The sequence below is a fragment of the Streptomyces sp. NPDC021356 genome, assembly GCF_040641015.1.
GTDB lineage: Bacteria > Actinomycetota > Actinomycetes > Streptomycetales > Streptomycetaceae > Streptomyces.
Map to the genome: position 1 here is coordinate 209,010 of NZ_JBFACU010000009.1, position 22,889 is coordinate 231,898.

21 protein-coding genes and 1 pseudogene are annotated in these 22,889 nt (G+C 72.0%); 14 read left to right on the plus strand and 8 right to left on the minus strand.

Annotated features, from left to right (window positions below):
* Nucleotides 1–44 precede the first annotated feature (44 nt).
* Nucleotides 45–1,046, plus strand: coding sequence for a LysR family transcriptional regulator (locus AB0G56_RS14735; RefSeq protein WP_360968864.1), 1,002 nt, complete (start codon nucleotides 45–47; stop codon nucleotides 1,044–1,046).
* Nucleotides 1,047–1,278: 232 nt separating this feature from the next.
* On the opposite strand, the pseudogene AB0G56_RS14740 reads toward AB0G56_RS14735, so the two are convergent.
* The 3 genes and pseudogenes from AB0G56_RS14740 to AB0G56_RS14750 all read right to left on the minus strand — a co-directional run.
* Nucleotides 1,279–2,037: pseudogene (locus AB0G56_RS14740) on the minus strand (EI24 domain-containing protein); the annotation flags it as partial.
* A 114-nt stretch (nucleotides 2,038–2,151) separates the two neighbouring features.
* On the minus strand, nucleotides 2,152–2,571 hold the full coding sequence (locus AB0G56_RS14745) for an organic hydroperoxide resistance protein (protein ID WP_360968867.1): 420 nt from the start codon (nucleotides 2,569–2,571) through the stop codon (nucleotides 2,152–2,154).
* Nucleotides 2,572–2,752: 181 nt separating this feature from the next.
* On the minus strand, nucleotides 2,753–3,775 hold the full coding sequence (locus AB0G56_RS14750; RefSeq protein WP_360968870.1) for an NADP-dependent oxidoreductase: 1,023 nt from the start codon (nucleotides 3,773–3,775) through the stop codon (nucleotides 2,753–2,755).
* 119 nt (nucleotides 3,776–3,894) lie between these two features.
* Here AB0G56_RS14750 and AB0G56_RS14755 point away from each other — a divergent pair, with 119 nt between their 5' ends.
* On the plus strand, nucleotides 3,895–4,344 hold the full coding sequence (locus AB0G56_RS14755; RefSeq protein WP_360968873.1) for a MarR family transcriptional regulator: 450 nt from the start codon (nucleotides 3,895–3,897) through the stop codon (nucleotides 4,342–4,344).
* A gap of 58 nt (nucleotides 4,345–4,402) precedes the next feature.
* Here AB0G56_RS14755 and AB0G56_RS14760 read toward each other — a convergent pair whose 3' ends face one another.
* The gene (locus AB0G56_RS14760) at nucleotides 4,403–5,404 is read right to left on the minus strand and encodes a hypothetical protein (protein ID WP_360968876.1); all 1,002 of its coding nucleotides are present in this window, start codon (nucleotides 5,402–5,404) and stop codon (nucleotides 4,403–4,405) included.
* A 190-nt stretch (nucleotides 5,405–5,594) separates the two neighbouring features.
* Here AB0G56_RS14760 and AB0G56_RS14765 point away from each other — a divergent pair, with 190 nt between their 5' ends.
* The 7 genes from AB0G56_RS14765 to AB0G56_RS14795 all read left to right on the plus strand — a co-directional run bounded on the left by AB0G56_RS14765 (nucleotide 5,595) and on the right by AB0G56_RS14795 (nucleotide 14,535).
* Nucleotides 5,595–6,758, plus strand: a complete 1,164-nt coding sequence (locus AB0G56_RS14765) for a mandelate racemase/muconate lactonizing enzyme family protein (RefSeq protein ID WP_360968879.1) — start codon at nucleotides 5,595–5,597, stop codon at nucleotides 6,756–6,758.
* Nucleotides 6,755–7,762, plus strand: a complete 1,008-nt coding sequence (locus AB0G56_RS14770; RefSeq protein WP_360968881.1) for an alcohol dehydrogenase catalytic domain-containing protein — start codon at nucleotides 6,755–6,757, stop codon at nucleotides 7,760–7,762. Before AB0G56_RS14765 ends, AB0G56_RS14770 begins: the two co-directional genes overlap by 4 nt.
* A 204-nt stretch (nucleotides 7,763–7,966) precedes the next feature.
* Entirely contained in the window at nucleotides 7,967–8,935 is a 969-nt protein-coding gene (locus tag AB0G56_RS14775; protein ID WP_360968884.1) for a hypothetical protein, read from the plus strand.
* Between the two features lie 396 nt (nucleotides 8,936–9,331).
* The gene (chvE, locus tag AB0G56_RS14780; protein WP_360968887.1) at nucleotides 9,332–10,444 is read left to right on the plus strand and encodes a multiple monosaccharide ABC transporter substrate-binding protein; all 1,113 of its coding nucleotides are present in this window, start codon (nucleotides 9,332–9,334) and stop codon (nucleotides 10,442–10,444) included.
* Nucleotides 10,445–10,486: 42 nt separating this feature from the next.
* Entirely contained in the window at nucleotides 10,487–12,046 is a 1,560-nt protein-coding gene (gene mmsA, locus AB0G56_RS14785) for a multiple monosaccharide ABC transporter ATP-binding protein (RefSeq protein WP_360968890.1), read from the plus strand.
* On the plus strand, nucleotides 12,043–13,287 hold the full coding sequence (gene mmsB / locus AB0G56_RS14790) for a multiple monosaccharide ABC transporter permease (protein WP_360968893.1): 1,245 nt from the start codon (nucleotides 12,043–12,045) through the stop codon (nucleotides 13,285–13,287). Before mmsA ends, mmsB begins: the two co-directional genes overlap by 4 nt.
* 72 nt (nucleotides 13,288–13,359) lie before the next feature.
* Nucleotides 13,360–14,535 carry an aldose epimerase family protein gene (locus AB0G56_RS14795; RefSeq protein ID WP_360968895.1) on the plus strand — a complete coding sequence of 392 codons (1,176 nt, stop codon included), beginning with the start codon at nucleotides 13,360–13,362 and terminating at the stop codon, nucleotides 14,533–14,535.
* A 56-nt stretch (nucleotides 14,536–14,591) separates the two neighbouring features.
* Here AB0G56_RS14795 and AB0G56_RS14800 read toward each other — a convergent pair whose 3' ends face one another.
* Both AB0G56_RS14800 and AB0G56_RS14805 read right to left on the minus strand, forming a co-directional pair.
* Nucleotides 14,592–14,789, minus strand: coding sequence for a hypothetical protein (locus AB0G56_RS14800; RefSeq protein WP_360968898.1), 198 nt, complete (start codon nucleotides 14,787–14,789; stop codon nucleotides 14,592–14,594).
* Nucleotides 14,790–14,991: 202 nt separating this feature from the next.
* On the minus strand, nucleotides 14,992–15,855 hold the full coding sequence (locus AB0G56_RS14805) for a helix-turn-helix transcriptional regulator (protein WP_360968900.1): 864 nt from the start codon (nucleotides 15,853–15,855) through the stop codon (nucleotides 14,992–14,994).
* 101 nt (nucleotides 15,856–15,956) lie between these two features.
* On the opposite strand from AB0G56_RS14805, the gene AB0G56_RS14810 reads away from it, so the two are divergent.
* The gene (locus AB0G56_RS14810) at nucleotides 15,957–16,718 is read left to right on the plus strand and encodes an SDR family oxidoreductase (protein WP_360968903.1); all 762 of its coding nucleotides are present in this window, start codon (nucleotides 15,957–15,959) and stop codon (nucleotides 16,716–16,718) included.
* A 153-nt stretch (nucleotides 16,719–16,871) separates the two neighbouring features.
* Here the strand turns inward: AB0G56_RS14810 and AB0G56_RS14815 are convergent, their stop codons facing one another.
* The gene (locus tag AB0G56_RS14815; protein WP_360968906.1) at nucleotides 16,872–17,354 is read right to left on the minus strand and encodes an ATP-binding protein; all 483 of its coding nucleotides are present in this window, start codon (nucleotides 17,352–17,354) and stop codon (nucleotides 16,872–16,874) included.
* Nucleotides 17,355–17,484: 130 nt separating this feature from the next.
* On the opposite strand from AB0G56_RS14815, the gene AB0G56_RS14820 reads away from it, so the two are divergent.
* The 3 genes from AB0G56_RS14820 to AB0G56_RS14830 all read left to right on the plus strand — a co-directional run bounded on the left by AB0G56_RS14820 (nucleotide 17,485) and on the right by AB0G56_RS14830 (nucleotide 19,206).
* Complete coding sequence (locus AB0G56_RS14820; protein ID WP_360968909.1) at nucleotides 17,485–18,321, plus strand: helix-turn-helix transcriptional regulator; 837 nt, start codon at nucleotides 17,485–17,487, stop codon at nucleotides 18,319–18,321.
* Nucleotides 18,318–18,500 (plus strand): DUF397 domain-containing protein, encoded by a 183-nt coding sequence (locus AB0G56_RS14825; protein WP_360968912.1) that lies wholly within the window; start codon nucleotides 18,318–18,320, stop codon nucleotides 18,498–18,500. Before AB0G56_RS14820 ends, AB0G56_RS14825 begins: the two co-directional genes overlap by 4 nt.
* Before the next feature lie 175 nt (nucleotides 18,501–18,675).
* On the plus strand, nucleotides 18,676–19,206 hold the full coding sequence (locus tag AB0G56_RS14830; protein WP_360968914.1) for a GNAT family N-acetyltransferase: 531 nt from the start codon (nucleotides 18,676–18,678) through the stop codon (nucleotides 19,204–19,206).
* A gap of 243 nt (nucleotides 19,207–19,449) precedes the next feature.
* Here the strand turns inward: AB0G56_RS14830 and AB0G56_RS14835 are convergent, their stop codons facing one another.
* Nucleotides 19,450–19,917 carry an Rrf2 family transcriptional regulator gene (locus AB0G56_RS14835; protein WP_360969136.1) on the minus strand — a complete coding sequence of 156 codons (468 nt, stop codon included), beginning with the start codon at nucleotides 19,915–19,917 and terminating at the stop codon, nucleotides 19,450–19,452.
* Nucleotides 19,918–19,995: 78 nt separating this feature from the next.
* Here AB0G56_RS14835 and AB0G56_RS14840 point away from each other — a divergent pair, with 78 nt between their 5' ends.
* Nucleotides 19,996–22,827, plus strand: a complete 2,832-nt coding sequence (locus AB0G56_RS14840; RefSeq protein ID WP_360968917.1) for a beta-galactosidase — start codon at nucleotides 19,996–19,998, stop codon at nucleotides 22,825–22,827.
* Nucleotides 22,828–22,889 lie beyond the last annotated feature (62 nt).

Sequence of the window (22,889 nt, forward strand, 5' to 3'; positions counted from 1 at the left end):
CGACGCTAAGGTCGGCCCCATGATGCGACAAGCGAATCTCTGGCATGGCTGAGATGCCGGACCTGCATGCCGGGAACGGGCCGGGACACGACAGGGCCGGGGACGACGGCGCCGCGCCCGACCTGTCCACCCTCTGGCTGCGGGTGTTCCTCGAAGTGACCCGGCACGGGTCGTTCACCGTGGCGGCGCGGACGCTGGGCTGGACCCAGTCGGCGGTGTCCCGGCAGATCTCCGCGCTCGAATCGGCGCTCGGCGGCACCCCGTTGTTCGACCGGCTGCCGCGCGGGGTGCGGCTCACGGAGGCGGGGCGGACACTCGCCCCGCACGCGCAGGCCGTCGCCGAGTCGCTGCACGGCGCGGTGCGCGAGCTGACGGCGCTGCGCGAGGCGACGGGCGGGCGGCTGCGGTTCGGCGCGTTCGCCTCGGCCGACGCGGCGCTGGTGCCGTGGGCGCTGGCTGCCTTCCGGGCCCGGCGGCCCGGCGTACGGGTCACCCGCGAGGAGGGCCTGACCGCCCGGCTGCTGGACCGGCTGACCGCCGGGCATCTGGACCTCGCGGTCGTCTCGACGACCGGAGGGGCCCCACTGGAGACGTACGCGCTGCACCACCTGCTCGACGAGTCCCTGTACGTCGCCGTCCCGGCCGGGCACCCCCTGACGGACCGCACCGGGCCGGTCCGGCTGCGTGAACTCGCCGACGCCGACTGGGTGTCGGGCAGTTCCCGCCCGGAGGGCACCCTGCTCGACGCGGCGCTGCGCGCGGGTTTCCGGCCGCGGGTCGCCCACGTCGTGGCCGAGTGGACCGCCAAACAGGGCTATGTGGCGGCCGGTCTCGGGGTGGCCCTGGTCCCGGCGCTCGCCGCCGCGTCCGTACGGCCCGACGTCACCCTGCTCCCGGTACGGGACAAGGACGCCCCGGCCCGGGCGGTGTACGCGGCGACCGTGCGGGGGCGGTCGCCGTCGCCGGCCGCGGAGGCGTTCATCGGCGTGCTGCGGGAGGCGGCGGTGGCGGTCATGGGGACGGGGCGGGGGCGGGGGCGGGGCTGAAGGGGGCGCGCGGTGCCGCGCGGGGGCCTGCCTGGCGAGGCGGCGAGCCCTGACGGGACTGCTGCGCATACTGCTGCGCGTCCTGCGAGTGCTGCGGGTCCTGCGAGTGCTGCGAGTGCTGCGGGTCCTGCGAGTGCTGCGAGTGCCGCTGGTCCGGGATGAGCGCCGGCCCGCTGTCCGTCCCGCTCCCGCCCGTGCCCCCGTCGCCCCGCCCCCCGTCCGACTCGTCGTCCGCTCCCTCGCCCGTCTCCTCGTCCAGCAGGTCGCGGGCGAGCAGGGTGGCGCCCGCGACCGCGCCCGGCATGAGGAACACGGCGACGAACGGCACGAGGAAGGCCAGGCCCAGCGGGGTGCCGAAGCCCCAGACCAGCGTCTTGCGCGAGCGCAGCAGCCGCAGCCGGGCGCGGAGTTCGACGCCCCTGCGCTGGAGGGCGACGGCGGCCAGTTCCTCGGTGAGGAAGAAGCCGGTGACGAAGAAGCCGATCACCGGCACGAGTGTCTGGCCGACGAACGGCAGGAAGCCCAGGGCGAACAGCAGCACGCCCCACAGCACGGCCCGGACGAGGACGCGGAGGCTGTCGCGGCCGGATACCCACAGTTCGCGCCCGAGCGAGAGACCGGACTCGGGCGCCGTGCCGTCCGGGGAGACGTCCCGGTCGACCTGTTCGGAGAGGTTCTCGTAGAAGGGCTGGCCGACCAGCAGGGTGACGGCGGTGAAGGTGACGACGGCCAGCAGCAGGGCGAGGGCGAACAGCACCGCCGTGAGGAAGCCGCGGAAGAGGCCGAGCCAGGGGCTCGGCCAGCCGTCGGCGAAGGGGGTGGCCCAGCCGACGGCGTCCGCGCCCCACAGGGCGAGCGCGGTGAGCGCCACGGCGTACAGGACGAGGGTGATCAGGCCGGGGAGCAGCCCGAAGCCGAACGACCTCCGGTGCCGGGCCATCCACCGCTGGCCCTTCAGGAGATACCCGAAACCCACCCCGAGATCACGCATGGGGCCACTGTAGCGAGGGGTCCCGGAAGCCCCGGCTCCCCCCGGGCATGCGACGACGGCGGCCGCACCCCACGTCCAGAGGTGCGACCGCCGCCGTCTTGGGCAACGACCGGTTCAGGCCAGCGTCACGGTGATGTTGCCCCGGGTCGCCTTGGAGTACGGGCACACCTGGTGCGCCTTCTCCACGAGGCTCTTGGCGGTGGCCGCGTCGACGTTCGGGATGGCGGCCGAGATCTCGACGATGATGCCGAACCCGTCCTCGTTCTTGCCGATGCCGACCTTCGCGGTGACGGTCGAGCCGGAGATGTCGGCGCCCTCCTGGCGGGCGACGACGCCGAGGGCGCCCTGGAAGCAGGCGCTGTAGCCGGCGGCGAACAGCTGCTCGGGGTTGGTTCCGGTGCCGCTGCCGCCCATCTCCTCGGGCGGGTTCACGACGACGTCGATCTTGCCGTCGGCGGTGGCGACCCGGCCGTCGCGTCCGCCCTCGGCGGTGGCGACGGCGGTGTACAGGACGTCGGACTGCTGGATGGCCATAGCGTGCGTCTCCTCCTCGGTCCGCCGCGACTCGCGCCCACGGTCGCCAGCGGTTTCGGAAAGAAGTTACCGCATGTCGGAAATTCAGGGAACGCCTGCCCGGCGGGGAGCGCCGCCCGGCGGACGACGCCGGCCCGGCGGGGACCACCTGCCGGGCCGGGGGGACCGCCTGCCCGGCGGCTCAGAGCTTGACGACCATCTTTCCGGTGTTGTCGCCGCGCAGCACCCCGAGGAAGGCCTCCAGGGTGTTCTCCACCCCTTCGACGAACGTCTCGCGGTACTTCAGCTCACCCGAGCGCACCCACGGGCCGACCTCCCGCACGAACTGCGGCTGGAGGTCGTAGTGGTCGCCCACGAGGAAGCCCTCGATCCGGCCGCGGGTCTGGATCAGCCGGGCCATGTTCCGCGGGCCGGGGGCGGGCTCGGTGTTGTTGTAGACCGAGATGGCGCCGCAGACTGCGATCCGGCCGTCCCGGTTGAGGGAGCCGATGGCGGCCTCCAGGTGGTCGCCGCCGACGTTGTCGAAGTACACGTCGATGCCGTCGGGGGCGGCGGCGCGCAGCTGCTCGGCGACGGGGCCGGCCTTGTAGTTGAAGGCGGCGTCGAAGCCGTACTCGTCGACGAGGAGCTTGACCTTCTCGTCGGACCCGGCCGAGCCGATGACCCGCGAGGCGCCCTTGAGCCGGGCGAGCTGTCCGACCTGGCTGCCGACCGCGCCGGCCGCGCCGGAGACGAAGACGGCGTCGCCCTCCTTGAAGGAGGCGGTGCGCAGCAGGCCCGCGTAGGCGGTCAGGCCGGTCATGCCGAGCACCCCGAGGTACGTCGACAGCGGCGCGGCCTCGGGGTCGACCTTGACTGCGTGGGCGGCGTCCACGGCCGCGTACTCGCGCCAGCCGCCGAAGTGCAGGACGTGGTCGCCGACCGCGATGCCCTCGGCACGGGAGGCGACGACCTCACCGACGGCTCCGCCCTGCATGGGCTCGTTCAGCTCGTAGGGGGCCACGTACGACTTGGCGGCACTCATCCGGCCGCGCATGTACGGGTCCACGGAGAGGTACTCGTTCCGTACGAGGACCTGGCCCTCGCCCGGCTGCGGCAGCTCGGCCTCCACCAGGGCGAAGTCCTCGGGCTTCGGCCAGCCGACCGGACGGCTGAGCAGGTGCCATTCGCGGCTGACGGCGGGAAGTGTGGGGGTGTCGGACACGGGGGCGCCTCTCGTCGGTGCGGCTCGGCCCGTCCGGGCGGAGCGGAATACTTCAGTACCTGAAACAACCATGCGCCTGGATATTTCAGGTTGTCAAGTAAGCGGGTACCCTGGACGCCATGGTCCCCACTCCCCCGCACACCCGCCGCCCCGACGCCCTGACCATGGAGGTCGTCGAGCTGATCGGTGACGTCGTGGCCCGGTTCTACGCGGACTACGAGGAGGCCGCGGGCGAGCACGCGCTGACCGGCCCGCAGGCGCGGCTGCTGAGCCTGCTGTCGCTGGAGCCGCTGCCGATGCGGAAGCTGGCGCAGAAGCTGAAGTGCGAGCCGTCGAACGTGACGGGGATCGTGGACCGCCTGGAGGCGCGCGGCCTGGTGGAGCGGCGGCCCGATCCGGCCGACCGGCGGGTGAAGCTGGCGGCGGCGACAGAGGACGGGCGCCGGGTGGCCCGGGACCTGCGGGAGGGGCTGCGCTTCGCGCGCGAGCCGCTGGCGGCGCTGAGCGACACCGAGCGGAGCGTGCTGCGGGACCTGCTGCGGCGGATGGTGGGCGACGGGGCCGCCTGAGCGGACCTGAGCGGCTACGCCCCCGCGTGCGCGACTCCTGCTCCTGCCTGTGCGACTGCTACGTGCACCACCACAGGAACCGGTTGCACGTGTGCGTCGGCGTCGGGGACGGGTGCGGTGCCGGTGCCGACGAGGTCGGCGCGGCCGGGGACTGCGGGGCGTCCGGAGCCGCCGGGGTCGGTGCGCCGCCTCCGGAGGTGCCGCCCGCGCCGGTCACCGCGCCCGCCGGTGACGTCACCGAGCGGCCGGGCGCGCCCTGCCCGCTCGCACCCGGCCGGGGCTTCGTGTCCGTCCCGGAGGCGGACGGCGAGGCCTGACCCGAGGCCGACGCCGAGGCCTTCCCCGCGCGCACACTCGCACTGTCCCCGGAGGCGTCACCGAGCGGCCGTGCCGTGCCCGTCGCACCCCTGTCCGCGTCCGGGCTCGCGGTGCCGCCGTCGGCCGCCGCGTCGCCCGCCGCCTCGGGGCCCGGTCCCGCCAGGCCCGGCAGGACGGGTGCGTCGGAGCCCAGTTCGGCCAGGCTCAGCCCGCCCGCCGCGAGCACGAACCCCGCGGTGATCAGCAGGACCTTGCGGCGGCGCCTGCGATGGGCCGCGGCCTTGCGGTCACGGCGGCTCGCCCTCCCGGCGCGGCTCCCGCCCGTACGCTCGTCGGTGCTTGCGTCCGGGTGCCCGTCGGCGCTTCCGCCGGTGTGCCCGTCGGCGCTTACGCCCGTACGCCCGTCGGTACTCCCGCCCGTGCGCCCGTCGGCGCTTACGCCCGTACGCCCGTCGGTACTCCCGCCCGTGCGCCCGTCGGCGCTTACGCCCGTACGCCCGTCGGTGCTCCCGCCAGGGCCGCCCGCGCTCCCGCCCTGCCGTGCCCGGCGGCGTGCCGCGCGGCCCGGCGCCGGGGCGTGGCCGGCGTCGCCGTCCAGCTGCTCCGTGGCCGCGAACTCGGCGTACCGCGCGGGGGGTTCGGCCTCCTCCGCGTGCGCCGGGAGGGACTCGGCCGGGGTGCCGCACCCCGGGCAGGCGAGGGCGCCGTTGAGATGGCGTCGGCAGGGGTGGCAGTAGTTCATGACGCGGGAAGACTAAGTTCCGGGCGGGTGCCGTTCCTAGGGGCGTCTGTGAAGGTTCCGTGGGGAACGAGCGGGCTTGCCGAAACCGTTACCGGTCCGCCCCATTGACACTCCCCGCACCCCGTCCTTACTGTCACGCCAGCATTTCGAACGCGTGACGAAATATCGAACACAGTGAAGGGCAACCGCCGTGCGCATCACCGGAATCAGCACACACGTGGTCGGGACGCCGTGGCGCAACCTGACCTACGTCCAGGTGCACACCGACGAGGGGATCACGGGGGTCGGCGAGACCCGGATGCTGGGTCACACCGACGCGCTGGTCGGCTACCTGCGGGAGGCCGAGGCCAACCACATTCTCGGTGCCGACCCCTTCGCCGTCGAGGACCTCGTGCGCAGGATGAAGTACGGCGACTACGGCCGCGCGGGCGAGATCGTCATGTCCGGCATCGCGGTCGTGGAGATGGCGTGCTGGGACATCAAGGGCAAGGCGCTGGGCGTCCCGGTCTGGCAGTTGCTCGGCGGGAAGGTGACCGACAAGGTCAAGGCGTACGCCAACGGCTGGTACACGACCGAGCGGACCCCCGAGGCGTACCACAAGGCCGCGCAGGGGGTCATGGAGCGCGGGTACCGGGCGCTGAAGATCGACCCGTTCGGCACCGGGCACTTCGAGCTGGACCACGAGCAGACCCTCTACGCCGTCTCGCTGATCGAGGCCGTACGGGACGCCATCGGTCCGGACGCCGAGCTGATGCTGGAGATGCACGGCCGCTTCTCCCCCGCCACCGCCGTCCGGCTCGCCCGGGAGATGGCGCCCTTCAAGCCGGCCTGGCTGGAGGAGCCGGTGCCGCCGGAGAACCTGAAGGCGCTGGAGAAGGTCGCCGCGAAGGTGGACGTACCGGTCGCCACGGGTGAACGCATCCACGACCGGATCGAGTTCCGCGAGCTGTTCGAGAGCCAGGCCGTCGACATCATCCAGCCGGACGTCGGCCACATCGGCGGCATCTGGGAGACCCGCAAGCTGGCGGCCACCGCCGAGACGCACTACATGCTGGTGGCCCCGCACAACGTCGGCGGGTCCGTGCTGACCGCCGCCTCCCTCCAGGTCGGGTTCACCTCCCCCAACTTCAAGATCCTGGAGCACTTCAACGACTTCGCGGACGCGGAGATCAAGAAGGTGGTCAAGGGCGCCCCGCAGGTCGACCCGGAGGACGGCTGCTTCCACCTCTCCCAGGCGCCCGGCCTCGGGGTGGAGCTGGACGTCGACGCGGCGGCCGAGTTCCCGCAGCAGCAGGCCCGGTTCGACCTGTGGGCCGAGGGCTGGGAGACGCGCAGGCCCAAGGGCACCCAGTGAGCACCGCCGTCGTCGTCCAGGCGCCGGGCGAGCACCGGCTCGCCCCGCACACGCCCCGCGAGCCGGGTCCGGGCGAGGCCCTGGTCGCGGTGCACGCGGTCGGCGTCTGCGGCAGCGACCGCGAGGTGTACCAGGGCAACCGGCCCGAGGGGTACGTCCGTTACCCGCTCACGCCCGGCCACGAGTGGTCCGGCACGGTGCGCGCGGTGGGCGCGGGGGTGCCCGGCGGGCTGGTCGGCCGCAAGGTCGTCGGGGAGGGCTTCCGCAACTGCCAGGTCTGCGACCGCTGCCACGCCGGCCAGACCACCCTGTGCACCGCCGGGTACGAGGAGACCGGCTTCACCCAGCCCGGCGCGATGGCGGGCACGCTCACGCTGCCGGCCCGGCTGCTGCACGTCCTGCCCGACGGCGCCGACCTGACCGCCGCCGCCCTGCTGGAGCCCGCCGCGTGCATCGCCGCCGCCGTGCTGAAGGCCGGGGCCCGGCCGGGCGAGCGGGTGGCCGTGGTCGGCACCGGCACGCTCGGGATGTTCGCCGTGCAGTTCCTGAAGGCCCTCTCCCCCGCCGAGCTGCTGGTGGTGGGCGTCCACGACGAGCGGGAGGCGCTGTCGCGGCGGTTCGGCGCCACGGACTTCCGTACCAAGGACGATCCCACGTTGCCGGACGGCTTCGACGCGGTCGTCGAGACCGCCGGGTCCGCGGACGCGGCGCGCGCCGCCGCCGCGCTGCCGCGGCGCGGCGGACGGCTGGTGCTGACGGGCATCCCGGCGCCGGGCGCCGAAGGACTCGACCCGACCGACCTGGTGGTGCGGCAACTGGAGGTGCACACCGTCTTCGGGGCGCCGCCGGACGCCTGGGCGCACACCGTCCGGGTGTTCGCGGCCGGCCTGCTCGATCCGCTGCCCCTGGTCACCCACGAACTCCCCCTCACCGAGTTCGCGCGCGCCGTCGAGCTGGCCGGGTCCGGTGATCCCGGGGTCGGCAAGGTCCTGCTGCGCCCGTGAACCGTGCACCGGTCCGCCCGCGGCCGTTTACCGGTCCGTGCGTCGCCGTACGCCGGGCCTTTCCTGACCGTACGCCGGTCGCGGGGCGACCCGAGGGCCCGCTGACCGCGGTGTACCACCACTCCTTTCCACGCCCTGAGCAGCGAACCCTGTTCGACATACCGGACGGACGCGCGGCTCGCTCAAGACCTTTAAGGACAGCTCGTGACCGACGCTCCCGACACGGCAGCCCGCAGGCCCGGTGAGCCGGCGCTCACCGCGCTCGGCCTGGCCGCCCCCGCCCCCGATCCCGCCGACGCCTCCCCGCACACCTTCCCCGGCGGGGGCCGCTGGCGCACCGAGATCCCCTCGTGCGAGGGCCCCGAGGCGCTGGCGGTGGTCCTGAAGGAGTCCTCGCGGCTCGACGTCCCGATCCACCGGATCAGCCAGGGCAGCGGCGTGTGGATGCTGACCGACGCCGAGATCACGGAGATGGTCGAGGCGACCGCCGAACGCGGCATCGAGCTGTGCCTGTTCACCGGTCCGCGCGGCACCTGGGACACCGGCGCCTCGGTGCGCTCCGACTCGCGCGGCGCGGGGCCGCGCGCCCGCGGCCACGACGCGGTCGCCGGGTGCGTCGAGGACGCGGTACGGGCGACGGAACTGGGCGTCAAGTGCCTGCTCGTGGCCGACGAGGGCGTGCTGTGGACGCTGCACCGGGCGCGGCTGGCCGGCCTCGTCCCGGCCGACACCACCCTGAAGGTGTCCGCGCTGATCGGTCCGGTCAACCCGGCCTCGTACGCCGTCTACGAGCATCTGGGCGCCGACTCCGTCAACGTGCCCAGCGACCTGACGCCGGCTCACCTCACGGAGATCCGGCGGGTGTCGGCGGCGCCGATGGACATGTACATCGAGGCCCCGGACGACCTCGGCGGCTATGTGCGGATGTACGAGGTCGCGGAGCTGATCCGGCGCGGGGCGCCGCTGTACCTGAAGTTCGGGCTGTCCAAGGCGCCCGGCATCTATCCGTACGGGCACCAGTTGCGCGAGGTGACGCTGGCGAGCGCGCGGGAGCGGGTGCGGCGCGGCAGGCTGGCGCTCGACCTGCTGGAGCGGCACGGAGCGGGCGGTGACATGGCGCCGCTGGGCTCCCGGCTGCCGGGCGCGCTCACCCGCTTCGACACACCGGCATAACGTTCCGGAAACTGAGCTTCACAGAAGCCGACACAGCCGCGCACAATCCCACACATCTGTTCCCGGTCCCTCAGGGCACCGTTCGCCGCACCACTGCCCGGCACGACCCACCTGGCACCACGGCACCACGGCAATACCGGCACCACCGGCACCACCGGCACCACCGGCACCACCGGCACCACCGGATCCACCGGATCCACGGCACCACCGGCACCACGCCAGGGACCACGGCACCACAGCACCACAGCACCACAGCACCACAGCACCACCCCCAGCGTCGCCGCACCGCCCCGCACCGCCTGCACCGCCCCGCACCGCCTGCACCACCCCGCACCGCCTGCACCGCACCGCACGCACCGCCGGACCCACCCCGCACCCACATCAAGGATGATGACCATGCGCAACCGCAGAGCCGCACTCGCCGCGACGGCCACCGCCGCCTCCCTCGCCCTGGCCCTGTCCGCCTGCGGACAGAACAGCGACGGCGGCAGCAAGGAGGACAAGAGCAGCAGCAAGGGCGGGACGATCGGCGTCGCGATGCCGACCAAGTCCTCCGAGCGGTGGATCTCCGACGGCAAGAACGTCGTCAAGGACCTGGAGGCCAAGGGCTACAAGGCCAAGCTGGTCTACGGCGAGGACGACCCGGACACCCAGGTCTCGCAGATCGAGAACCTGATCACCCAGGGCGTCAAGGGCCTCATCGTCGCGGCCATCGACAACAAGTCCCTGAACAACGTGCTCCAGCAGGCCGCCGACGCCAAGATCCCGGTGATCTCCTACGACCGGCTGATCCTGGGCACCAAGAACGTCGACTACTACGCCTCCTTCGACAACGAGAAGGTCGGCCGGCTCCAGGGCACGTACATCGCGCACCGGCTCGGCCTGGACAGCGGCAAGACGGGCCCGTTCAACATCGAGCTGTTCGCCGGCTCCAACGACGACAACAACACCCGCTACTTCTTCAACGGCGCGATGAGCGTGCTCAAGCCGTACATGGACAAGAAGCAGCTGGTGGTCAGGTCCGGCCAGACGCAGCTCAACAAGGTGACCACCCTGCGCTGGGACGGCGCCACCGCCCAGCGGCGGATGGACGACATCCTCACGTCCTCGTACAAGAGCGAGAAGGTCGACGCCATCCTCTCGCCGTACGACGGCATCTCCATCGGTGTGCTGTCCGCGCTGAAGTCGGACGGCTACGGGTCCGGCAGCAAGCCGCTGCCCGTCATCACCGGGCAGGACGCCGAGCTGGCCTCCGTGAAGTCGATCATCGCGGGCCAGCAGACGCAGACCGTCTACAAGGACCTGCGCAAGCTCGCCGACGTCGCCTCCACCATGGTCGACGACCTCATCAACGGCAAGAAGCCGCAGGTCAACGACACCAAGTCGTACGACAACGGGACCAAGGTCGTGCCCTCCTACCTGCTCCAGCCGGTGAGCGTCGACAAGAGCAACTACGAGGACGTCCTGGTCAAGGGCGGCTACTACACCGACGCCCAGCTGGGCAAGTAAACCCGCCGCACCCACCGAACCGACCGACTGGAAGGCACGACCATGGCGGGACCCGTCCTGGAAATGCGCTCGATCGTCAAGACCTTTCCCGGTGTCAAAGCGCTGTCGGACGTCACCCTGACCGTCCGTCAGGGCGAGGTCCACGCCATCTGCGGGGAGAACGGCGCCGGCAAGTCCACCCTGATGAAGGTGCTCTCCGGCGTCCATCCGCACGGAAGTTACGAGGGCGAGGTCCTCTTCGAGGGGGAGGCCTGCCGGTTCCGGGACATCCGGGCCAGCGAGCAGCACGGCATCGTCATCATCCACCAGGAGCTGGCGCTGGTGCCGTACCTGTCCATCGCGGAGAACATCTTCCTCGGCAACGAGCACGCCACCCGCGGGTTCATCAACTGGACTGACACGCTCAAGCACGCCGCCGAGCTGCTGCGCCGCGTCGGCCTGAACGAGCACCCGGAGACCCGGGTCTCCGACATCGGGGTCGGCAAGCAGCAGCTGGTGGAGATCGCCAAGGCGCTGTCGAAGTCCGTGAAGCTGCTCATCCTGGACGAGCCGACGGCCGCCCTCAACGACGAGGACAGCGACAAACTCCTCGATCTCATCCTGGAGTTGAAGAACCAGGGCATCACCTCGATCATCATCTCCCACAAGCTGAACGAGATCCGCAAGGTCGCCGACTCGGTGACGATCCTGCGCGACGGCCGCACCATCGAGACCCTCGACGTGAAGGCGGCCACGACGACCGAGGAGCGGATCATCGCCGGCATGGTCGGCCGCGACCTGGACAACCGCTTCCCCGAGCGCACCCCGCACCGGCCGGAGGAGGGTGCGGCGCCCGCCCTGGAGATCCGCAACTGGACCGTGTTCCACCCGATCGACCAGCAGCGCAAGGTCGTCGACGACGTGTCGATCCAGGTGCGCCGCGGGGAGATCGTCGGCATCGCGGGCCTGATGGGCGCGGGCCGCACCGAACTGGCCATGAACGTCTTCGGCCGCTCCTACGGACGCTACGCGGGCGGCACGGTCCTCAAGGACGGCACCGAGATCCGCACGAAGAGCGTCGCGGAGGCGGTCGGGCACGGCATCGCGTACGTCACCGAGGACCGCAAGCACTACGGCCTGAACCTCATCGACACCATCAACCGCAACATCTCGCTGACCGCCCTGCGGAAGGTCGCCAAGCGGGGTGTGGTGGACGAGCACGAGGAACGCCAGGTCTCCGAGGGCTTCCGCAAGTCCATGAACATCAAGGCGCCCACCGTGTTCGAGCCGGTGGGCAAGCTGTCCGGCGGCAACCAGCAGAAGGTCGTCCTCAGCAAGTGGATCTTCTCGGGTCCCGACGTGCTGATCCTGGACGAGCCGACGCGGGGCATCGACGTGGGCGCCAAGTACGAGATCTACACGGTCATCGACCAACTGGCCGCCCAGGGCAAGGCGGTCGTCTTCATCTCCTCCGAGCTGCCGGAGCTGCTCGGGATGTGCGACCGCATCTACACCATGTCCGCCGGCCGGCTGACCGGCGAGGTGCCGCGGGCCGAGGCCACCCAGGAAGTGCTGATGCGTCGGATGACGAAGGACACCCAGGACAAAGAGGTAACGCGATGAGCACGGATGTGACCGCCAAGAGCCCGGCCCCGGCGCCGCCGGGCGGCAGCGGAGCGGCGGCCGGCGGCGGCCTGCTCCAGATGATGCTGAACGGACTGCGCCGCAACATGCGCCAGTACGGCATGCTGATCGCGCTGGGTCTGATCGTCATCCTCTTCGAGGCATGGACCGGCGGCGACCTGCTGCTGCCGCGCAACGTGTCCAACCTGGTCCTGCAGAACAGCTACATCCTGATCCTCGCGATCGGCATGATGCTGGTGATCATCGCGGGGCACATCGACCTGTCGGTCGGCTCACTCACCGCGTTCGTCGGCGCCTTCGCGGCCGTGCTGACCGTGGAGCACCACATGGCCTGGCCGGTCGCGCTGGTGCTGTGCCTGGTGGTGGGCGCGGTCGCGGGTTCCGTCCAGGGATTCCTGATCGCCTACTTCGGCATACCGTCGTTCATCGTGACGCTCGCCGGGATGCTGATCTTCCGGGGCCTGACGGAGATCCTCCTCGCGGGTCAGACCCTCGGCCCCTTCCCGAACGGCCTGCAGAAGATGGGCAACGGGTTCCTGCCCGAGGTCGGCCCCAACACCAACTACCACAACATCACCCTGCTGCTGGGCCTCGTCCTGATCGTCTTCACGGTCGGGCAGGAGGTCCGTGACCGCCGGCGCCAGCAGGAGTTCTCCCTCGACGTGCCGCCGTTCAAGCTGTTCCTGCTCAAGCTCGTCGCCATGGTCGCCGCGATCCTCGTCGTCACGATGCTGCTGGCCAGCTACAAGGGCGCGCCGATCGTGCTGCTGGTCCTCGGTGTGCTGGTGGTCGGCTACGGCTACGTGATGCGCAACGCGGTCTTCGGCCGCCACATCTACGCGATCGGCGGCAACCTGCCGGCGGCCAAGCTGTCCGGCGTGAAGGACAAGAAGGTCACCTTCTACGTCTTCCTGAACATGGGCGTGCTCGCGGCCCTGGCCGGTCTGGTGGTCGCGGCCCGGCTGAACGCGGCGTCCCCGAAGGCGGGCCTGAACTTCGAACTGGAGGCCATCGCCTCCTCGTTCATCGGCGGCGCGTCCATGAGCGGCGGTGTCGGCACCGTGCTCGGCGCGATCATCGGCGGTCTCGTCCTCGGCGTCCTGAACAACGGCATGAACCTCCTCAGCGTCGGCACCGACTGGCAGCAGGTCATCAAGGGCCTCGCCCTGCTGGCCGCGGTCGGCTTCGACGTGTGGAACAAACGCAAGTCCGGTTCTTGACCCAGACGGGCCCCGCCGGACATCGCTCCGGCGGGGCCCCTTCCTTTGACGTCCTTCCAACGGGAGCCGCACATGTCGCACACGGAACTGAACAGGCGCACGGTCATCGCCGGTGCAGCGGCGGCGGGCCTCGCCGCGAGCGCGCTGGGCGGCACCGCCCACGCCGCCGGGCGGGAGCCCTCCTCCGGGGCCCGGAAACCGGTCAGGGAGCTCTTCGGCACCCTCGCCGACGGCACGAAGGTCCACCGCTGGTCGCTGGCGAACGGCGGCACCCGGCTGAAGGTCCTCTCCTACGGCGGCATCGTCCAGTCGCTGGAGATCCCCGACCGCCACGGCCGCTACGCCAACGTGTCCCTCGGCTACGACAACCTGGACGCCTACGTCGCCGGTACCACGTTCTTCGGGGCCGCCATCGGCCGCTACGGCAACCGCATCGCCAAGGGCCGCTTCACCCTCGACGGCAAGGACTACCAGCTGTCCGTCAACGACGGCGAGAACAGCCTGCACGGCGGTGCGCGGGGCTTCAACACGAAGGTGTGGGACGTCGAGCCCTTCACCTCCGGCTCCGACGTGGGCCTGCACCTCCACTACGTCAGCCCGGACGGCGAGATGGGCTACCCGGGCACGCTGCGCACGAAGGTGACGTACACCCTCACCCGGCACGGCGACTGGCGTATCGACTACGAGGCCGTCACCGACCGGCCGACCGTCGTCAACCTCACCAACCACACGTACTACAACCTGGCGGGCGAGGGCAGCGGCAGCATCTACGACCACGAGCTGTGGCTGGCCGCCGGACGCTACACCCCGACCGACGCGGGCCTGATCCCCACCGGCGATCTGGTCCGGGTCAAGGGCACGCCCTTCGACTTCACCCGCCCCAAGCAGATCGGCCGGGACATCCGCACCGGCCACCCGCAACTGGTCACCGCGAAGGGCTTCGACCACAACTTCGTGCTGGACAAGGGCGTCACCGCCCGCCCGGTCCACGTGGTCACCCTGCGCGACACGGACTCCGGCCGCACCCTGCGCATCTCCACGGACCAGCCCGGCGTGCAGTTCTACTCGGGCAACTTCCTCGACGGCACCCTGGTCGGCCCCTCCGGCCACACCTACCGCCAGGGCGACGGCCTGGCCCTGGAGACCCAGCACTTCCCGGACTCCCCGAACCACCCCGCCTTCCCGTCGACGGTCCTGCGCCCGGGCCGGACGTACCGGACGACGACGGTCCACTCCTTCGACGCGTGAAGTCGACGCCGCTGCCGACGAGTTGAGCGCTGCCGGCGGTCGGCCGAGCTGCCCCCTCAGTCCCCCCGCACGTCCACGGCGTAGCCGTCACCGCAGCCCTCGAAGATGCTCGGGGTGCCGTGCGTGACGACCAGGACGTAGGAGTCCGGGATGAGGGGGCACTCGACCTCATGCCACTGGACGGCCAGGAAGGTCCAGACGACCGCCAGGACCAGTCCGACAACCCCTCCGACGCTGTACCGCCGCTCCGCCATACGGGCCCCTCCCCCTCGGCCCGCGTACGGGCACAAGCCCATGCTGGGGGTGCCGCTCACCGCGGCGCAAGAACCCTGCGCGCACGGCGCCGTCCTGGTGGCAGCCAGGGCACGCCGCTCCAAGACCTCATCTCCTGAAGCGCCGGTCGGCAACCGCCGCCGCGGGGGCTTTCGTCGCTCTCGCGGTACCCCCTCGATCGGTTCATCGGACTGGTTCGGTTTGCATCGCCTGTGTGCCCACGACGGTCAGCAGCGCGAGTTTCTCGGCGGTGCCGGTCCCGGCCCGTGGGGTGAACCAGAGCAACCGCCGGCGGCCGTCCTCGCTGAAGAGGCTGAGGCAGTCGAGGTCGAGCATGCCGACGGTGGGGTGGACGATCCGCTTGCGCTCGTCCCTGCGCACGCCCACGTCCTGGTCGGCCCAGAGCGCCTGGAACTCCGGCGACCGCCGCAGCAGCTCGCCCACCAGCTCGGTCGCCTCGGCGTCGCCCGGGCTGCGTCGCCCGACTGCCGCGCGCAGGTCGGCGACGAACGAGCGTGACTGCGGGGCGAGGTCCTCCTGCGGGTAGATCTGCCGCGAGGCCGGGTCGGTGAACCATCGGTAGATGAAGCTCGCCCCGCGGCCGTGGTGCGCGGACAGGTCACCGAGCATCGCGACGGCGAGCGGGTTCTGGACCAGAACGGTGTGCAGGTCGGTGCACACCATCGCCGGGGTCCCGTCGATTCGCGCCAGCAGGTCGAGCATCGCGGGGTGGACGTGTGCCGTCGTCCCGCCCTGGTTCGGGACCAGGCGGTTCGCCAACCGGTACAGGTGGTCGCGTTCGTCGCGACTGAGGCGCAGGGCGCGGGCGAGCGCGGCGAGCATCTGGTCGGAGGGCTGCGAGCCGGCACCGCGCTCCAGCTCGGTGTAGTACTCCACCGAGGCGCCGGCCAGAACGGCGACCTCGTCGCGACGCAGACCGGGGACGCGGCGCCGCGGGCCGGGCGCGAGCCCGACCTCCTCGGGGCGGATCCGCTCGCGTCGCGAACGCAGGAAGCCACCGAGTTCCGAGTACCTCGTGTTCGACATGGACACAGCCTCCCTGGGCGGCGCCGTCGGTGCCAGGGGATGGCGTCCCCACCTTCGGAAGCAACTGTCGCGGGTGCGCGCCGCGCCACAGAGTGGACGCCATGAACACCTCACCGACTGACACACTCACTGACTCCGGCGCATCGCCGGTCGCCGGAAAGACGGTCCTGATCACCGGTGGCACGAGCGGGATCGGCGCCGCGACCGCCCGGCTCCTGCTCGGGCGCGGCCACCGGGTCTCCGTCACCGGGCGCGACCCCGGCCGGCTCAAGGCCTTCGTCGACGAGGTCGGCCACGCGGACCGCGTCCTGGGCCTGGTGGCGGATGCCTCCGACTGGGACTCCACGAACACGGCGGTCACCAGCACGGTGGAGCGCTTCGGGTCGCTCGACGCGGCGATCGCGAACGCGGGCGGCGCGTCCGCGGATCACTTCCGGACGGGCAGTGCAGGCGTCGTCGACGGCGGCGATCCGCAGCTGTGGGCACCGATGGTGCTCACCAACGTGCTCGGCCCGGCCCTGCTGGCCAAGGCGACCCTGCCCCACCTCGAGCGGTCCCGCGGCCGGCTGGTGCTCATCGGCAGCGTGGCCGGAATCAAGAACAGCCCGGGCAACCTCTACTCCGCCACGAAGTGGGCGGTGGTCGGCTTCGCCGAGAACCTCCGCCTGCACGCCACGACCCGCGGCATCGGAGTCACGGTCGTGAACCCGGGCATGATCGACACCGGATTCTGGCACGGCCAGGCTCCCCCCATCGCGATGAGCCCGGATTCGGTGGCCGAGGCGATCGGCTTCGCGCTCGACCAGCCGGCGGGCGTCGACCTCAACACGGTGACGGTCCGTCCGATCGGCCAGCCCGCCTGACTCCGGGCGGGCAGCGTGCTCACCGGATCGCCGCTGGTAGGCGGTGCGCGGCGGAGGGCCGGTGCGGTGTGTCTGCCCGGCCCTCCATCCGCTCGCCGGGCCGCCGTCCACGTATGCGCGCTACCCCGGGTGGCCGACCGGTACGGGTCCTTCTCAGCGGAGGGCTGTTCGGCCACGGCCCCGGCCCGGCGGCAGGTCGACCTCCGCGCGTACGGTCTTGCCCGGCGGCGGCACCCGGTCCACCACCTCCCACCGGTCGGCGTACGCCCCGACCAGCACCAGCCCGCGCCCGCACTCCGCGAGGCCGTCCGGCGGCGGTACGCACCCCGGACCGGGCGGAAGCGGCGGCCCGCTCCGGGCGTCACTCACCTCGATGCGGACACTCCCCGTCACGAGCGACAGCCGCAGCTCGAAGTCACGGCCCGGGACACGGCCGTGCGTCACGGCGTTCGCGGCCAGCTCCGCCACGATCGCGGCCACGGCCTCGGCGGCCCCGGAGCTGTACGGGACCCCCCAGGCGTCGAGCTGGTTCAGAGCGAGGTGACGGGAGAGGCGCGCACCGCGCGGAGTGGCACTGAGCCGCTGCGCGAACGTACGTACGGTGACGGCTGCTTGGGGAGTGGATGGTGCGGTCATGGCCTCAATCTGCGGCCCGGATCCGGCACTTCACCAGCCCTGACGCGCGTACGCTGCGACTGCGTACACGGTCACTCACTGGACAGTACCGATGACCGACCGTGAGCATGTGCGCGGGAGGTGACTCACAGTGGTGGATGCTGTGGCGGGCAGGGGTGGTGAACCGGAGTCTTCGGACAGTCTCCGTACGTTCGGAGCGGTGGTCCAGGGGCTGCGGGAGCACGCGGGGCTGAGCCGGGAGGAGTTCGGCAGGCACGTCGGCTTCTCCAAACACACGGTGGCATCGGTCGAGCTGGGCAGACGCATGCCGGACGTGGACTTCGTCGAGGCGGCGGAGGGGGTACTGGGGAACACGGGGGCGTTGCGTCGGGCGGCGGGCTTTTTGGAGCGGCAGCCGGGGCTCGCTTCCTGGTTCAGGCGGTGGGCGATCCTGGAGAGGACCGCCATCAGCCTCTTCAACTATGAGTGCCGGATGATCCCTGGCCTTCTCCAGACAGAGCCATACGCACGGCAGTTGTTCACCGACGAGCTGCCACCGCTCACAGACCAGCAGGTCGAGGACAGCTGGGCTGCGCGGGCCGAACGGCAGCGCTTGCTGTGGGAGCGGCCGAACACCGCTTTCAGCTTCATCATCGAAGAGCACGTCCTCCTCCGCCGGACGGGCGGGTCGGAAGTCACCAAAGAGGCGGTCGACCACCTTCTGGAGACGGCCGAACTGCGGAACGTCGAGATCCAGATCATGCCGCTGGTGCAGACGTCACATGCCGGACTGCACGGCCCCATCGCCCTGCTCGAAGCCCCCCAACACAAGTGGTTCGGGTACAGCGAAGGCCAGGAGAGCGGTCAGTTCATCTCCGACCTGAAGGTGATCAGCGTGCTCCATGGCAGGTATGCCAGGATGCGTTCGCAGGCACTCACCATGCAGGACTCCGTGAGCCTGTTGCAACGGATGCGAGGAGACCTATGAACACCGCCGAACTGGCCTGGTTCAAGAGCAGCTACAGCAGCGGCTCCGGCGACAACTGCATCGAAGTTGCCCTCACGCCAGTTACCGTCCACGTCCGCGACACCAAGGACCGCCCCCGAGCCTCACTCGCCCTCTCCCCCACTGCCTGGAACGCGTTCCTCACCCACGCCACGCGCTGATCCCTCGGCCTCTGCGTCGGCAATCTCAGCCCCCGCCCTCCTGCGGCTTGGCAACAGGACTCGGGGACATTTGCGGGATCGGCTGGAGGCGTACGTCGGCGGACTGCTGCGGCGCTACGGCTGAGGTGCGAGAGAAGCAGCGCCGAAGGCATGGGCGTGCGATAGGTTGCCCGCCATGACCGACCTCGGAGCCGTCGCCTGGCCGCCTGCCCCGATCAGGACGGACCGGCTCGTGCTCCGCGGGTCCGAGGCCCGGGACCGTACGGCGTTCATCGAGCTGTTCGCCTCGCCCGAGGTGGGCGCCTACCTCGGTGGCCCTCGACCTCGTGCCGAACTCGACCGCGCGGTGCCCGAGGTGCCCGGGAGGCGCCCCGGCCTTTTCGTGGTCGATCTCGACGGAACGATGATCGGCGTGATCACGCTCGACCGGCGCGACGCGGAGCGTCCGGGACACGTCCGTCCGGACGCCGGGGAGACCGAACTCGGCTACATGTTCCTGCCGCAGGCGTGGGGACGCGGATACGCCGCCGAGGCATGTGTCGCGGCCCTCGACTGGTTCACCGACACGCTTCCCGGCGAACCGGTGGTGCTCTGCACCCAGACCGCCAACGACCGCTCGATGCGCCTCGCGGCGAAGCTCGGGTTCATCGAGGTGGAGCGGTTCGAGGAGTACGGCGCGGAGCAGTGGTTCGGCGTGCGGTCGTAGGAACCGGAGCGGAAGCGGCGTGTATGAGGAAACCCGACGATCATCACCCGGCGCGGCAAGCAGGAAGCCGTCGTGATCGACGTCCCCTGGCCGTCGGCAACCGCCGCGACGTCCACCGTCAGGTTCCGCAGGTCCGCCGACACAGGCTGCCGACCGTCCACGTCCGCTGCCCGAAGACCGCTCCCGAGCCGCGCTCACCCGCTGCCCCCAGCCCGTCCCCCGCCCCCGCCACGCAGTGACCCCTCACGGGTTCTCCCAGGCCGCCGGTTCCGCTGCCAGGGTGCGGATCGGGGGCGGGAGGGTGCCTGTCGCCATGTCGGCGATCGTGACGCCCTCCAGGATGCGGCGGACGTTGGCGCGCAGGGCGATCCAGAGGGGGAGCAGGGGCTCGGCCGAGCCCGTGTAGGTGAGGCCGGTGGGGCGTTCGCCGCGGACCGAGACGATCGGGCCGTCCACCGCGCGGATCACGTCCGCCACCGTGATCCGCGCCGCCTCGCGGGCCAGGGCGTAGCCGCCGCCCCCGCCGCGCCGGCTGGTGACCAGGCCCGCGCGGCGCAGGTCGCCGAGGATGCCTTCGAGGAACTTGTGCGGAATGCCCTGCTCGGCGGCGACCGTCTCGGCCTTCACGGGGCCCGCCGGGTCCGCTTGCTGCCGTACGGCCAGTTCCAGAACCGCCCGTACCGCGTAGTCCGCCCGTGCCGAGATCCTCATGGGGTCCATTGTGACGTCCGGGACAGTGGAGAATGGCGGGACCCGCGCCCCGTAATATCCGCCCGGGAGGCACTCACCTTGGCGCTCAGCAGACGTACATTCAGCGCCCTCGCGGGCTCCGCCGCGCTCGGTCTCGCGCTGGGCGGCAGCGGCGGGCGGGGGGCGGCGGCGGCGTTCGCGGTGCGCGGTGTGCCGACCGGGCCGCCGCCGCCCGTCCCGGCGGCCGACGGACGGCGGCACACCGTCGGCTTCGACCGCTACTCGCTGCTGGTGGACGGCAGGCGGCTGGTGCTGTGGGCCGGTGAGATGCACCCGTTCCGGCTGCCCAGCCCCTCGCTGTGGCGGGACGTGCTGCAGAAGCTGCGGGCCCTCGGTCACAACGCGGTCAGTGTGCGCGTGGCGTGGAACCAGCACTCGCCCGCCCCGGGGAAGTACGACTTCACGGGGGTGCGGGACCTCGACCTGTTCCTGCGCACGGCCGCCGAGACGGGGCTGTACGTCGTCCTGCGGCCGGGTCCGTACATCGGCGCCGACGTCGACGGCGGCGGGCTGCCCGGCTGGCTGACGGCCGTGGCGGGCACCGCGGGGGCCGCCGACCCCGCGTACCTGGAGCACGCCGAGGAGTGGCTGGGCCGGGTGAACGCGATCGCCGCCCGGCACCTGTTCACCAAGGGCGGCGGGACGGTGCTGCTCTACCAGACCGAGGACGGCGACGACGCCGGCGGCCGGGCCGACCGCACCCGCTCGGCCCGGCTGTACGAGAAGGCGCGCGCCGACGGCATCGACGTGCCCCTCTTCCACGGCGACGGCGGGAGCGGGCGGTGGACGCCGGCGTCCTTCCCCCGGCCGTCGGGGTTCCTGACCGAGGCGGGCGGCGGTGCCGACCCGTGGGGCGGGGCCGTCTTCGGCGGCAAGGGGTACGCCGGGGCACGGCAGGCCCACGGCGCGGCGTACGAGCGGCGCGACCGGCTGACCGACCTGGCCCGGGGCCTGTCCGTGCACACCACGTACATGGCCTTCGGCGGCACGTCCTGGGGCTGGCTGCCCGCGCCGCAGGTCTACACCTCGTACGACTACGGTGCCGCGATCGACGAGGGACGGCAGGTCACCGGGAAGGCGGTGGCCGGGCACCAGATCGGGCACATGCTGCGCCACGTGCCCGACCTCGCCAAGCTGGACCGGGTCGAGGGCGGGACGGCGCGCGGGCTCACCACCTACCACCTGCGCAATCCGGACACGGGCGCCCGGGTGCACGTCCTGCGCAACGACACCGGCAAGGACGTCACCACCACGCTGCCCGCCGCGGGCGAGGACCTGCCGGTGACCGTGGCGGCCGGGGACGCGCGGCTGGCGGTCACCCGGATGCGGCTGGGGCAGCTGAAACTGCGGTACGCCACCGCCCAGCCCATGGCGTACCTCACCGTCGGCCGGCAGGACATCGTGGTGTTCTGCGGGCGGCGCGGCGACTCCGCCCGGGTGGCCCTGGAGGCGGCCGGGGAGCCGATGGTCACCCGGCTGAGCCCGCAGGTCGCGTACGTGTACGAGCGCCAACTGGTGCGCATCACGGTGCCCTTCGGCGCCGGGCTGGCCGGGGCGCGGGTGGAGGCGGGCGAGACCGTCGACCGGGCGGTGCTGATGCTGTTCGCCGACGACCGGACGTCCTCGCGGCTGTGGCCGTGGGAGACGCCGTCGGGCTCGTTGCTGGTGTGCGGGCCGAGGCTGCTGCGCACCGCGACCGTCGAGGGCGGCGTGCTGCACCTCACCGGTGACACCGTGGAGGCCACGAAGCTGGAGGTCTGGGCGCCGCCGGGGGTGACCGCGGTGACGTGGAACGGGCGTCCGGTGCGCACCGCCCCCACCGGCACCGGCAGTCTGCGGTCCGTCGCGCCGCTGGAGGGGGCGCCCAAGGTGGAACTGCCCGCGCTGGGCGGCTGGCGGGCGCGCGCGGAGAACCCCGAGTCCGCGCCCGGTTTCGACGACTCGGCGTGGCAGGCCGCCGACCGGACGTCCTCGTACAGCACCACGCCCGTCCCCGACGGGCAGCCGGTGCTGTTCGCCGACGACTACGGCTTCCACTACGGCGACGTCTGGTACCGGGGCGCCTTCACGGACGCGTCGGGCATCGAGTCGGTGTCCCTGGCGCACAGCACGGGCACGCAGGGGCTGCTGATGGCGTGGCTGGACGGGGAGCCGCTGGGCACGCACCGCATGCCGGTGCCGCGGGCGGACGCGGCCGGCCGGGGCACGTGGACCAAGACCGCCGTCCTCGCCGTGCCCGAGCGGCTGCGTACCGGTGGCCGGCACGTGCTGTCGGTGCTGGTGCGGCCGATGGCGCACGACCAGGACGGCGCGGCGCGCGACACCGGCAGGGCGGCGCGCGGGCTGACGGCGGTGACGTTCGGGGGCGGGGCGCCGCGGGTGCGCTGGCGCGTCCAGGGCGCGGGCGCGCCCGACCCGGTGCGCGGGCCGCTGAACAACGGCGGGCTCCACGGGGAGCGGGAGGGCTGGCACCTGCCCGGTTTCGCCGACGGCGACTGGGAGAAGGTGGCCTTCCCGCGTGCCGTGCGGCACCAGGGCGTGACCTGGTACCGGACGACGTTCCGGCTGTCGGTGGACGAGGGCGTGGACGCCTCGGTGGGGCTGACCCTGCTGGACGAGCCGCACCGGTCCTACCGGGCGCAGGTCTTCCTGAACGGCTGGAACCTGGGCCAGTACGTCAACGACGTGGGCCCGCAGCACACGTTCGTCCTGCCGAACGGCATCCTGCGCACCCGTGACACCAACACGCTGGCCCTGGCCGTGCTGTCCGGGGGTGCGGGTGAGGCGGGTCCGGGACAGGTACGGCTGACGCTGCTGGGCCGCGCGGCCGGAGGGGTGCCGGTGGCGCCGGTGTCCTCCCCCGGCCGCTGAGCCCGCGCGCCCGCGCCGGGGCGCGCGGTGCGGAAGGCGTCCGCCTTCGGCCATGCCGGCGC

What these genes read in the sequence shown, in the direction of transcription:
- AB0G56_RS14830 (WP_360968914.1), top strand. Translation starts at nt 18,676, where the DNA reads ATGACCGACCTCGGAGCCGTCGCCTGGCCGCCTGCCCCGATCAGGACG.
- AB0G56_RS14810 (WP_360968903.1), top strand. Translation starts at nt 15,957, where the DNA reads ATGAACACCTCACCGACTGACACACTCACTGACTCCGGCGCATCGCCG.
- mmsA (WP_360968890.1), top strand. Translation starts at nt 10,487, where the DNA reads ATGGCGGGACCCGTCCTGGAAATGCGCTCGATCGTCAAGACCTTTCCC.
- mmsB (WP_360968893.1), top strand. Translation starts at nt 12,043, where the DNA reads ATGAGCACGGATGTGACCGCCAAGAGCCCGGCCCCGGCGCCGCCGGGC.
- AB0G56_RS14755 (WP_360968873.1), top strand. Translation starts at nt 3,895, where the DNA reads ATGGTCCCCACTCCCCCGCACACCCGCCGCCCCGACGCCCTGACCATG.
- AB0G56_RS14805 (WP_360968900.1), bottom strand. Translation starts at nt 15,855, where the DNA reads ATGTCGAACACGAGGTACTCGGAACTCGGTGGCTTCCTGCGTTCGCGA.
- chvE (WP_360968887.1), top strand. Translation starts at nt 9,332, where the DNA reads ATGCGCAACCGCAGAGCCGCACTCGCCGCGACGGCCACCGCCGCCTCC.
- AB0G56_RS14760 (WP_360968876.1), bottom strand. Translation starts at nt 5,404, where the DNA reads ATGAACTACTGCCACCCCTGCCGACGCCATCTCAACGGCGCCCTCGCC.
- AB0G56_RS14825 (WP_360968912.1), top strand. Translation starts at nt 18,318, where the DNA reads ATGAACACCGCCGAACTGGCCTGGTTCAAGAGCAGCTACAGCAGCGGC.
- AB0G56_RS14835 (WP_360969136.1), bottom strand. Translation starts at nt 19,917, where the DNA reads ATGAGGATCTCGGCACGGGCGGACTACGCGGTACGGGCGGTTCTGGAA.
- AB0G56_RS14735 (WP_360968864.1), top strand. Translation starts at nt 45, where the DNA reads ATGGCTGAGATGCCGGACCTGCATGCCGGGAACGGGCCGGGACACGAC.
- AB0G56_RS14815 (WP_360968906.1), bottom strand. Translation starts at nt 17,354, where the DNA reads ATGACCGCACCATCCACTCCCCAAGCAGCCGTCACCGTACGTACGTTC.
- AB0G56_RS14795 (WP_360968895.1), top strand. Translation starts at nt 13,360, where the DNA reads ATGTCGCACACGGAACTGAACAGGCGCACGGTCATCGCCGGTGCAGCG.
- AB0G56_RS14745 (WP_360968867.1), bottom strand. Translation starts at nt 2,571, where the DNA reads ATGGCCATCCAGCAGTCCGACGTCCTGTACACCGCCGTCGCCACCGCC.
- AB0G56_RS14800 (WP_360968898.1), bottom strand. Translation starts at nt 14,789, where the DNA reads ATGGCGGAGCGGCGGTACAGCGTCGGAGGGGTTGTCGGACTGGTCCTG.